This is a genomic window from Streptomyces sp. NPDC053542, assembly GCF_044544685.1.
GTDB lineage: Bacteria > Actinomycetota > Actinomycetes > Streptomycetales > Streptomycetaceae > Streptomyces.
In genome coordinates this window covers 91,435-102,631 of record NZ_JBITXL010000015.1, presented here as the reverse complement: position 1 = coordinate 102,631, position 11,197 = coordinate 91,435, and the positions used below count along the sequence as shown (strand labels likewise).

Here is an 11,197-nt window from a genome sequence, read left to right as displayed (position 1 = left end):
TTACGCCCGGGTGGCAGAGGACTCGCACCCGTTCGAGTGAGCCGCCGCCGGCTCGCCCCTACTTGACCGCGCCCGCCATCACGCCGGACACGAACTGCCGCTGGAAGGCGAAGAAGACCACCAGGGGGATGATCATCGACACAAAGGCACCGGGGGCCAGTACGTCGATGTTGTTGCCGAACTGGCGGACCTCCTGCTGGAGCGCCACCGTGATCGGCGGGTTGCCGCTGTCCGCGAAGATCAGCGCGATCAGCATGTCGTTCCACACCCACAGGAACTGGAAGATGCCCAGCGACGCGATGGCCGGGCCGCCCAGCGGCATGACCACCCGGGTGAACAGCCGCAGTTCGCTCGCCCCGTCCAGCCGGGCGGCCTCCAGCAGCTCGCGCGGGATCTCGGCGAAGAAGTTCCGCAGCAGGAACACGGCGAAGGGCAGCCCGAAGGCCGTATGGAAGAGCACCACGCCGGCCGTCGTCTGGAACAGTCCGACCGCCCCGAAGAGCCTCGCCACCGGGATCAGCGCGACCTGTACGGGCACCACCAGCAGCCCCACCACGACCATGAAACAGGCGTCCCGGCCCGGGAAGTCCATCCAGGCGAACGCATAGCCCGCCAGCGCCCCGATGACCACCACCAGGACCGTCGCCGGGACCGTGATCAGCGCGGTGGTCACCAGCGAGTCCATGATCTTGGCGTTGCCCAGCAGCTGGCTGTAGTTGGACCAGGTGAGCTGCGCGGGCTGGGTGAACACCTGCCACCAGCCGCTCTCCGCGATGTCCGCCGGATCGCGCAGCGAGGAGATCAGCAGCCCGACCGTCGGCATCAGCCAGAACAGCCCGACCAGGATCAGGAACACCCGCAGCACGCCGCCGCCGGTACGGGCCGCGAGCCGCGCGGCCAGGGACTGCCGGGCGCCTACCGGCTCGTCGGCCACCGCCGTCATCGCTGCCGCTCCTTCCGCAGACGCCGGATATTGACGATCAGTACGGGTGAGACGAGGAGCAGCAGGAACACCGCGATGGTGGAGCCGATGCCCAGTTGCGCGTCCGGGCCGAAGGACGACTGGTACAGCTGGAGGGCCAGCACGTTCGCCTCGTCCTGGCTGGCGCCCGGCGCGATGATGTACACCAGGTCGAAGATCTTCAGCACGTTGATCATCAGTGTGACCAGGACGACCACCAGGACCGGCGCCAGCAGCGGCACCGTCACCCGGCGGAAGACCTGCCACTCGTTCGCGCCGTCCACCCGGGCCGCCTCCAGCAGCTCCCGCGGCACGCTCGCCAGGCCCGCCGCGATCAGCACCATGGCGAAGCCCGCCCACATCCAGACGTAACTGCCGATGATCGCGGGCGTCACCAGCGCCGGGCCGAGCCAGTCGACGCCGTTGTACGCCTCGGCGAAGTTCGACGCGGGCAGCCGCAGCTTCGCCCCCTCGGCGCGCGCGGGCAGCGCGTACGTCCCGTCCGCCGCGGTGGTCGCGGACGCCACGACCTTGCCGCCCTTCACCGCCTCGACCTTCAGGCCGGCCAGCGCCTTCTCCTGCTTGTCGATCCTGTTCGGCGTGCCGCCGCCCCCGCGCGTGAAGTCCAGCCACGCGGTGCCGGTGATCTGCCCGGGGCGCGGCGCCGCGGGCTTCGCGCGCTGCGCGCCCTTGAGGTCGTCCGGCTGCACCGCCACCAGCGGCAGGCTCACCGCGGTACCGGTCTTCACCGGCTCCTTGGCGGTGAACGCGCCGCCGCCGGATGCCGTGAGGTCGCCGTTCGGCCGCGGATTGGCCCCCGGATACGGCGCGGGCTCGGCGAAGGTGTCGTGCACGCCCACCCACACCGCGTTGGCGACGCCGCGCTCCGGGTCCTGCTCGTACACCAGCCGGAAGATGATGCCCGCGGCCAGCATGGAGATCGCCATCGGCATGAAGACGACCAGCTTGAACGCGGTGCCCCAGCGCACCCGCTCGGTCAGCACGGCGAAGATCAGGCCCAGCGCCGTGGACACGGTCGGCGCGACCACCACCCAGATGACGTTGTTCTTCAGCGCCGTGCGGATGCGGTCGTCGGTGAACATCTCGACGTAGTTGCCCAGGCCCACGAAGCCGCTGCCCGACGTGTCGAAGAGGCTGCGCCAGATCGAGTACCCGATCGGATAGACCACCAGCGCGCCGAGCAGCAGCAGCGCCGGGAGGAGGAACACGCCCGCGATCCACGGGCGCGTCCCCGTCACGCTCTTGCCGGGCTTTCTCGTGCCCTTGCCGGACGCCTGCGCGGCGGCCGCCGTGCCTCCGGAGGTCATGGCATCAGTTCCCGAACGACTTGGCGGCGTCCTTCTCCAGCTGCGCCTGGGTACCCGCGACGTCCTTCGGGTTCTTCAGGAAGTCCTGCAGGGCCTTCCACTCACCCTGCCCCGGCTTGCCGCCGAAGGACGCCGGGGCCTGGTCGGACATGTCGAAGCGGAAGTCGTCACCGGCCGCGACCAGAGCCTTGCCGATCTCCCGGAACACGGTGTTCGGGTAGACGGCCGGGTCCAGCTTCTTGTTGGCGGAGACGAAGCCGCCCTGGCCCGCCCAGATCCGGGCGGCGTCCGGGGACGCCAGGAAGGTCAGCAGCGCCTGCGACGCCTTGTTGTCCTTCAGCGCCACCGCCACGTCGCCACCGGTCACCACCGGCGACTCCTTGCCGACCGCCGGGAACGGGAAGACCTTGGCGTCCGTACCGACCTTCGCCTTGGTCTCGCCGATGTTGGCGGCGGCGAAGTCGGCCGAGGAGACCATCGCGGCCTTCGGCTCGTCCTTGAACGTCTGCGTCACCGACTGCGGGAACGCCGTCTGCAGCGCACCGGAGTTGCCGCCCGCGAGCAGCCCCTTGGCGCCGAAGAGCGAACCGAGCGTGGTCAGCGCCTGCTTCACCGACGGATCGGTCCACTTGATCTCGTGCTTGGCCAGCTGGTCGTACTTCTCCGGCCCGGCCTGCGAGAGGTAGACGTTCTCGAACCAGTCGGTGAGCGTCCAGCCGTCCGCGCCGCCCACCGAGACCGGCTCCACGCCGGAGTCCGCGAGCGTGCGCGCGGTCTTCAGGAAGCCCTTCCAGTCCTTGGGCTCGGACACCCCCGCGTTCTCGAACGCCTGGGTGTTGTACCAGACCAGCGACTTGTTGCTGGCCTTGAAGTACACGCCGTAGCTCTTGCCGCCGTAACTGCCCAGATCCTGCCAGCCCTTGGAGAAGTTCTCCGACAGCTCCTTCTTGGCGGCCGGGCCGAGCGGCTTGACCCAGCCCTTCTTGGCGAACTCCTGGAGCACGCCGACCTGCTGGAGCATCGCCACGTCCGGCGCGCCGCCGCCGGCGACCTTGGAGCCGATGAACCCGGCCATGTCGTCGCCGCTGGGCACGAACTCCACCTTGGCGCCCGTGCGCTTCTCGAACTCGTCCAGGACCTTGGTGAAGTTCTCCCGCTCGGGGCCGGTCCACACGGCCGTCACCTGGAGGGTCTGTCCGCTCAGCTTCGGCAGCCGGACGGTGGGCGCGCTCTCGCCGCCGCCCTTGCCCTCGCTCTTCTTGCCGCTGTCGCCGCCGCAGCCGGTCAGTGCCAGCGCACCCACCGCGACAAGTGCCGTTGCCGTACGAAGCGTTGCGTGACGCATCCGTCGCCCTCCCGTTGGCCGTGCGACAGTCCTACCCGTGCCGGGAGGCCCGAGCAATACCGCGTTCGACCGCAACTCCCCGTCGTGACCGTGCCGTTATCGCAGTGGGTGACTCCTCTTGTCCGTACGGCGACCGATTTGTTGTATGTCACCGCGTTGTGTGTCGCCGCGTTATATGTCGCGGCGTTGTGTCACGGCAGGGACCGGGCGGCCTTCTGCAGCGCGCTGGCCAGCAGGGCCAGGTCGGTCGGGCCGTTCCCCAGCTCGCGCAGCGGACGGCGGGCCGGCGGATCGCCCATGCGGTGCCACTCCAGGGGGACGACCGTCGGCCGCAGCGTCGACGTCCGGGGTATCCGGCCCGTCACCCGGCCCGCCTGGAAGGGCGTGGTGGAGCCGTCGGCCGCTCGGTACAGCCGGCCGCGCCCGACGGGCAGCGGCTCCTCGTCCGGGTCGCCCTCCGCGCCGAGCCGAGCCCGCAGCCCGGCCCGCTCGGCGGTGGCGGTGGCCGCCGTGCGCTCCGGATGGCCGGTCGAGGCGATCAGGTGCACGCCGAGCGCGGCGCCCTCCCGGGCGACCGCCTCCAGCGCCCGCACGACCGACCCGGCGGCGGGCCGCCCCGTACTGCCCAGCGCCGGCGCGACCAGCGCGTCGAAGTCGTCGACGATCACGAACAGCCGGGTCATCGGCGACACGGCCGCGAGCCCCTCGCCCGCCGCCGGGCGCTCGGCCGCCTCGGCACCGGGCGCGCCCTGCGTACGCTCCCGGGGACGCAGCCGCAGCGTGTGCGTCGCCGGCGTGTCCAGCAGGCCGGACTCCTGCATGCCGGGCGCCGCGGAGCCGGGGACCTCGGCGGCGGCGCCCGCGGCCGCTGCCGTACGGCCCTCGGCGGACCGGCGCGGGGCGACCACCCGGGGCGCGGCCACATGCTTGGCGCGCCACTCGGCGAAGCCCGTGCCGCCCAGTATCTCGGCGCGCCGCTTCAGCTCCGAGACCAGCGCCTGCGCGAACTCCCGCATCCGTACCGGGTCGGCGGCGGCCAGATGCGCCGTGACGTGCGGCAGGTCCGTGCACAGCCGCAGGCCGTCACCGCGCTCCGTGCCCGCGCCGTCGACCAGGACCAGCGAGAGCAGGTCCGGGCGGTCGGCGGCGGCCAGCGAGGCGGCGATCGAGCGCAGCAGCTCGGTCTTGCCCGTGCCCGGGCCGCCCTCCAGCAGGAAGTGGCAGCCGTCGGCGGCCGGGTCGGCGTGCACCGGGCCGTGCGGGCCCGCGCCCAGGACCGCGGCCGCCACGGGCTCCTCGCTGTCCGCCGCGGCCGCCCAGCGGGCCATCAGGGACGCGGGCGTGGCACGGGCCAGTCCCAGCTCGTCCAGCAGCCGGGCGCTGTCGGGCAGCGGCACGGCGGCGCTGCGCGCACTGCGGTACGCGCGCGCCGTGTCGGCCTCCCGCAGCGGTGCCAGGGCGCGCGCGAACCGCTCGGCCCACGGCGCGGAGACCGCGTCCACCGTCGCGACCGTGCCGTTCGCCCCCGAGGCGTACGCCCCGGAGCCGTTCTGCGGGACGCCGTTGACGGCGATGGTGGCGGACGGGGCCAGCGGGGCCGTGGGCTGGACGACGCGCAGCGCCGTGGCCACGTCGCCGCTGAGCACCGCGACCGCGCCGCACTCCCCGAAGGCCGGGGACGCGGCACGGGCCGCTTCGTACGTCGCCGTGAGCGGATACAGGGGCGAGGCGGCCGGGGTCTCGGCCAGCGCGAGCACATGGATGCCGGCCGACGGGCCGCCCGCCGCCAGCCGGGCCACGGTCTCCCGCAGCCCGGCCGTGCCGGGGTCGCCGTCGGCGATCACGAGCGTGTACGGGCCCTGGTGCCGGGCCGCGGCGGCGCCCACCGCCGACCGGTCGGCGCTCGCCCAGCCGGGGCCGAGCGGCCCGTCGTCCAGGCGGCGGACCAGCTCGGCCGTGCGCGCCTCCGCCTGCTCCTTGTCGTACGCCAGCAGCAGCCGGCAGTCCTGGCCGTGCGCCGGGCGCACATGCGGCAGCCAGCCGAGCCAGGACCACTCCTCCAGGCGCTCCGCCGTGCCGCGCGCCCGGTCGGCGGCGAGCAGGACGATCTCCAGCGTGCCCGGCGCGTGCAGCGCCGCGAACTGGGCGATCGCGGCCCGGGCCAGGCCGGAGAGGCGGGGGCGCGGCCCGGCCAGGCCCAGCGATCCGGCCGAGCGCAGCGCGACGGTCACCGGCACGGCGCTGCGGCCGCTGTCGCGGTCGGCGGTGCCGAGCCGGACGGTCAGCGCGTCCGGATGCGCGGCGTCGCGCTCCCACAGGCGGGGGCCGGGGCCGAGCGCGGTCAGCAGGATCGTGGCGGCGTCCGGCCAGCGGCCGTACGCGGCCGGGGTGCGGGCGTCGCCCGGCAGGGCACCGGGGGCCGCACCGGCCGCGGGCTGCGGGCCGGGGCCGTACCCGGCCGCCTGCCGCGCGGCCGCCACCTCCGCCGCCTCCTCGGCGCTGCCCCGCCCGCCGGCCAGCCGCCGCGCCCACGCGCCCCAGCCGCCGCGGCGGGTGGGCTTGCGGGACGCGGAGTCCTCGGCCTCCGCGTACGCGGGCGGCTCCGGAGGCGCCAGGCTCTGCCGGCCGCCGTGGGTGGCGGCCGAACCGGCGTCGGCGGTGGGGGTCCCGCGGAGGGGGGTGCCCCGGCGCCCGGAGGCGGGAGCGCTGCCGGCGCTGTCCCCGAGGTCGGCGGGGTGAGCGGGGTGGGCGTACGGCGTTTCGGGGTGGTACGGGACTTCCGCGTACGGCGATCCGTGCTGCTGCTCGTGGAGCCCGGCGGTGGTGCGGGAGCTCTCCGGGGCGCGCCTCGGCGCCCGGTCGTCGAGGGCGTACGCCTCCGCCGACCGTGCGCCCGCGGCATACGCCTCCGCGCCGGGGGTGCCCGCGGCGTACGGACCCGCGGCGGGCGCGTCGTGGGCTCCCGCTCTGGAGGAGGGGATCGCCGCCTGCGCCTCCGCGCCGTGGCCCACCGCGCCGTACGGACCGGTGCCGCCCGGCGCCGGGTCGTGGCCGTGCGCGGGGTGATCCGGGCCCGCGCCGTCCTCGGACGCCGGGGCGCCGGCGCCCGCCGGATGCACGCGCAACTGGCCCTCGCCGTCCGGAGTGGCCGCGAGGACGGGGTCGGGGGCGCCGGGGGAGGGCTGCAGGCGGAGCGCCGACTCGCCGATCCGGAGCAGCGCGCCGGGCGGCAGCGGCACCGGGCGGTCGTCGAGGCCGGCGCCGTCGACGGCCGTGCCGTTCGTCGAGCGGAGGTCGGCCACGGTCACCGCGCCGTCCGGCGCCACCGTGACCGCGCAGTGCATCCGGGAGACGTCGGGGTCGTCCAGCGGCACGTCCGCGTCCGTGGAGCGGCCGATGCGGATCTGGCCGCCGTGCAGCAGGTGGACGCCGCCGGCGTCCGGGCCCGAGACGACCCGCAGCCGGGCCGGGCCGGCCGGCAGGCCGTGCGCCGGGGCCGGCCCCGGCCCCTGGAGGGAGAGGACCGCACCGTCTATGAGCGGCGGCTCGCCGAGCGCGGCCCGCTGGACGTCGAGCCGCTCCTGGCCCGCGTAGAGCACGACGGGGCCGCTGCCGGCGCCGCCACCGCCGACGTCCGCGCCGGCCCCCGCGACGGCGGCCGCGAGGCTGCTGGCCACCGCTGCGAGCGCCGTACCGGCAGGGGCCGTCACGAGCACGTCGCAGGCACGGGTGGAGTGGCCGCTGCGCGGCCCGAGGACGGTCAGCCGGATCTGCATCGCCGTCAACGGTCCCTTCCGCCCGGCAATGCGGCGGGGCCCAGTACCTCCCCCCACCGCGCCCGGACACGTCGGCACGTACAAGTCCAAGTCCGCGTGCATGCGCACGCCGCACGCCGCGGCGCAGCGCCCCCGTCCCCACCGCTGCCGTGCTGGAGAGCATCCTCGCACCTGCCACCGACAAGACGCGTGGCGACTGTCGTTCAGTGATCTTGTTCGGTCACCGATGTATGCAAAAGTGGCTGCTTGCGACGCATGATCGGCCAAAGATCGCCCTGGGACCGGTCAGTGATCGGGTGGGAGGGCAACCATCCGGGCATGAGCGGCGTCTTCCCGGGGAGCCCCGCCGGGTCCCGACCGGACCGGCCGGCCGGCCGCGCCCCGGACCACGGGATCCGCCCGGCCGCCGCCGCGAAACACGGCACTATGGTGGGGCGGACGGGGCCGTGCGTACGACCAGCGGCCTCACATCCCCCACAGCCCGACAGACAGCGCAGATCAGGCAGCTGCTCAGTGACGACCAGGGAGCGCATGACGTGCGGCCGGTAGGCAGCAAGTACCTGCTCGAGGAGCCGCTCGGACGCGGCGCCACGGGCACCGTCTGGCGTGCCAGCCAGCGGGAGGCGGCAGGCGCCGAGGCGGCCGTGGCCGGACAGCCCGGCGAGACGGTCGCGATCAAGGTCCTCAAGGAGGAGCTGGCGCACGACCCGGACGTGGTGATGCGCTTCCTGCGCGAGCGCTCCGTCCTGCTGCGGCTCACCCACCCGAACATCGTCCGGACCCGTGACCTGGTCGTCGAGGGCGATCTGCTGGCCCTGGTCATGGATCTGGTCGACGGCCCTGACCTGCACAAATACCTGCGTCAGAACGGTCCGTTCAGCCCGGTCGCGGCCGCGCTGCTGACCGCGCAGATCGCCGACGCGCTGGCCGCCAGCCACGCCGACGGCGTCGTGCACCGTGACCTCAAGCCCGCAAATGTACTGCTCGCCGGGGCCGAGGGCGCCGCCGAGATGCACCCGATGCTGACCGACTTCGGCATCGCCCGCCTCGCGGACTCCCCGGGGCTGACCCGCACCCAGGAGTTCGTCGGTACGCCCGCGTACGTCGCGCCGGAGTCCGCCGAGGGCCGCCCGCAGACCTCCGCCGTCGACATCTACGGCGCGGGCATCCTGCTGTACGAGCTGGTCACGGGCCGTCCGCCGTTCGCCGGCGCGACCGCCCTCGAAGTGCTGCACCGGCACCTCAGCGAGGACCCGCAGCGCCCCGGCAGCGTCCCCGAGCCGCTGTGGACCGTCATAGAGCGCTGTCTGCGCAAGCGCCCGGAGGAGCGGCCCAGCGCCGAGAACCTCGCCCGCGCGCTGCGCGTGGTCGCGGCCGGCATCGGCGTGCACGCCTCGCCCGCCGAGGCCGAGGCCGCGCTCGGCGTCGCCGCGCTGCTCGCGCCCGACCCGGCGCCCGCGCCGGTCCCCGACACCGGTGCCGGCGGCGGCAGCGGCGACGCGGACGCCACGCAGGTCCTGCCCTCCACCGGGGCGGGCGGCGGCCAGTACGACCCCTCGGCGGCGACGAACGTCATGCCGACCACGGGAGCGGGCGCGGCCGGTGCGGCGGGCGCGGCCGGTGCCGCAGCCGGTGCCGCGGCCGCCGGCTTCGGCGCCGACTCCGGGCAGCCGCCGGGCAGCGCCGACGCGACGCGCGCCATGCCGCCCGTACCGCCGGGCCCGCCCGGCGGCGACCCGCAGCAGCCCGAGGGACCGCACCCCTGGGAGAACCAGCTGCGCGCCGCCCGGGACCGGAACGAGCAGACCCAGGTCCAGTACCTCAGCCCCGAGGACGACCCGCTGCGCCACCGTCCCCAGCGCCGGCCCGCGCAGCCGCCGCCCCCGCAGTACCAGCAGCAGCCCCCGCAGCAGCAGTACGGCCGGCAGCAGCCGCCTCCGTACCAGCAGCAGCCGCAGCGCCGGCAGCCCCCGCCGCAGCGGTACGAACCGCAGCGGCCGCCCGCCCCGGAGCCCCGCCGCCGCGAGCGCGAGCCGCGCCGGCGCAGCGCCAACCCGGTGCGCATCCCGGGCCTCGGCTGCCTCAAGGGCTGTCTGATCATGATCCTGCTGATCGTGGTCGGCTGCTGGCTCATCTGGGAGCTGACCCCGCTCCAGGACTGGATCGGCCAGGGCCGCAGCTTCTGGAACCAGATCAGCCAGTGGTGGACCGACGTCTCGGACTGGATGTCCACGATCGGCGAGGCCAAGAAGTCGGTGGGCCAGTAGCCGCCCGCCGCACTCGGACCCGCCGGCCCGCCACCCGTCCTCCGGGCGGGCGACCCTGGAGATTTGTCGACATCCCGGCAGATTTTCCGGCGGAGAAGTGGCGCTTGACGGCGTCCGGGGCGCCGAAAGCGCCGCCGTCCGCGTAGTTTTGTCGCCAGCACCGGCCCCGGGCGCCCCGCGCCCCGGGCCGCGGCCCCCGCGCATCCGCGCCGCGGGCCGTCACCTGTCGGACAAGACCCGTCGGAGCAGTCTTGGCACGGAAGATCGGCAGCCGGTACACCGCCCACCAGATCCTCGGTCGCGGCAGCGCCGGCACGGTGTGGCTGGGCGAGGGCCCCGAGGGGGCCGTGGCGATCAAGCTGCTGCGCGAGGACCTCGCCTCCGACCAGGAGCTGGTCGGCCGCTTCGTACAGGAGCGCGCCGCCCTGCTCAGCCTGGACCACCCGCGGGTGGTCGGCGTCCGCGACCTGGTCGTGGACGGCAACGACCTCGCCCTGGTGATGGACCTCGTACGCGGTACCGACCTGCGGACCCGGCTGGACGCCCAGCGCCGCCTCGCCCCGGAGGCCGCGGTCGCCATCGTGGCCGACGTCGCCGAGGGCCTGGCCGCCGCGCACGCCGCGCGCATCGTGCACCGCGACGTGAAGCCCGAGAACGTCCTGCTCGACATGGAGGGCCCGCTCGGCCCGGGCGGCGCGCACCCCGCCCTGCTCACCGACTTCGGCATCGCCCGGCTGGTCGACTCGCCGCGCCGCACCCGCTCCACCCGCGTCATCGGCACCCCCGACTACCTCGCCCCGGAGATCATCGAGGGCCTGCCGCCGCGTGCGTCCGTGGACGTGTACGCGCTGGCCACGGTCCTGTACGAGCTGCTCGCCGGCTTCACCCCCTTCGGCGGCGGGCATCCCGGCGCGGTGCTGCGCCGGCACGTCACCGAGCGGGTCGCGCCGCTCCCCGGCATCCCGGACGAGCTGTGGCAGCTGCTCGTCCAGTGCCTGGCCAAGGCCCCCGCCTCCCGGCTGCGCGCCCCCGAGCTGGCGGCCCGGCTGCGCGAGATCCAGCCCTCGCTGGTCGGCATCCCGCCGCTGGACATCGACGAGCCGGAGAGCGAGGAGGAGGCGGACGAGACGGCCGGCCAGGACGCGGTCCGGGAGGACGGCCCGTACCACCCGGCGGCGCCCGAGGACGGCGGCCGGGTCCGCGGCGCGGTGCCGCTGGTCCACGGCGCGGCCCCGGACTCCAACCGGGACACGCACACGAGCATGCGCGTACCGGGCCCCGAAGAGCTGGCCGGCGGGGCGCACGGCACGGCCCGCACGCCGCGCGCCGCGGGCGAGCGCCGGGCGGGCTCGGCCCGGCACCGGGTACGCAAGCGCCGCGTCCGGCTCGGCGTCGCGGCGGCCGGCCTGGTGGCCGTAGCGGGCCTGACCACCTGGCTCGTCTCCGGCGACGACACCCCGGACGACGCCCGCCCGGGCACGGAGCAGACAGCTCCGGACGTCCCGTAGCGCACGAAGCGC

Annotated in this window: 6 protein-coding genes; 2 read left to right on the top strand and 4 right to left on the bottom strand. The window is 75.1% G+C overall.

Going from position 1 to position 11,197, the window contains the following annotated elements; genetic code table 11:
* Positions 1-58 precede the first annotated feature (58 nt).
* From ACIGXO_RS33040 to ACIGXO_RS33025, 4 genes are all read right to left on the bottom strand, one after another.
* Positions 59-943, bottom strand: coding sequence for a carbohydrate ABC transporter permease (locus ACIGXO_RS33040; protein ID WP_399794260.1), 885 nt, complete (start codon positions 941-943; stop codon positions 59-61).
* Positions 940-2,289 carry a carbohydrate ABC transporter permease gene (locus ACIGXO_RS33035; RefSeq protein ID WP_399794258.1) on the bottom strand — a complete coding sequence of 450 codons (1,350 nt, stop codon included), beginning with the start codon at positions 2,287-2,289 and terminating at the stop codon, positions 940-942. The genes ACIGXO_RS33040 and ACIGXO_RS33035 overlap by 4 nt, the downstream gene beginning before the upstream one ends.
* Positions 2,290-2,293: 4 nt before the next feature.
* Positions 2,294-3,634 (bottom strand): ABC transporter substrate-binding protein, encoded by a 1,341-nt coding sequence (locus ACIGXO_RS33030; protein ID WP_399794255.1) that lies wholly within the window; start codon positions 3,632-3,634, stop codon positions 2,294-2,296.
* A 191-nt stretch (positions 3,635-3,825) separates the two neighbouring features.
* Entirely contained in the window at positions 3,826-7,410 is a 3,585-nt protein-coding gene (locus ACIGXO_RS33025) for an FHA domain-containing protein (protein WP_399794251.1), read from the bottom strand.
* Between the two features lie 536 nt (positions 7,411-7,946).
* On the opposite strand from ACIGXO_RS33025, the gene ACIGXO_RS33020 reads away from it, so the two are divergent.
* Together ACIGXO_RS33020 and ACIGXO_RS33015 are read left to right on the top strand one after the other, a co-directional pair.
* Complete coding sequence (locus tag ACIGXO_RS33020; protein ID WP_399794249.1) at positions 7,947-9,677, top strand: serine/threonine-protein kinase; 1,731 nt, start codon at positions 7,947-7,949, stop codon at positions 9,675-9,677.
* Between the two features lie 251 nt (positions 9,678-9,928).
* Positions 9,929-11,185 (top strand): serine/threonine-protein kinase, encoded by a 1,257-nt coding sequence (locus ACIGXO_RS33015; protein WP_399794247.1) that lies wholly within the window; start codon positions 9,929-9,931, stop codon positions 11,183-11,185.
* The last annotated feature ends 12 nt before the right edge of the window (positions 11,186-11,197 follow it).

What these genes read in the sequence shown, in the direction of transcription:
- ACIGXO_RS33040 (WP_399794260.1), bottom strand. Translation starts at nt 943, where the DNA reads ATGACGGCGGTGGCCGACGAGCCGGTAGGCGCCCGGCAGTCCCTGGCC.
- ACIGXO_RS33035 (WP_399794258.1), bottom strand. Translation starts at nt 2,289, where the DNA reads ATGACCTCCGGAGGCACGGCGGCCGCCGCGCAGGCGTCCGGCAAGGGC.
- ACIGXO_RS33030 (WP_399794255.1), bottom strand. Translation starts at nt 3,634, where the DNA reads ATGCGTCACGCAACGCTTCGTACGGCAACGGCACTTGTCGCGGTGGGT.
- ACIGXO_RS33025 (WP_399794251.1), bottom strand. Translation starts at nt 7,410, where the DNA reads ATGCAGATCCGGCTGACCGTCCTCGGGCCGCGCAGCGGCCACTCCACC.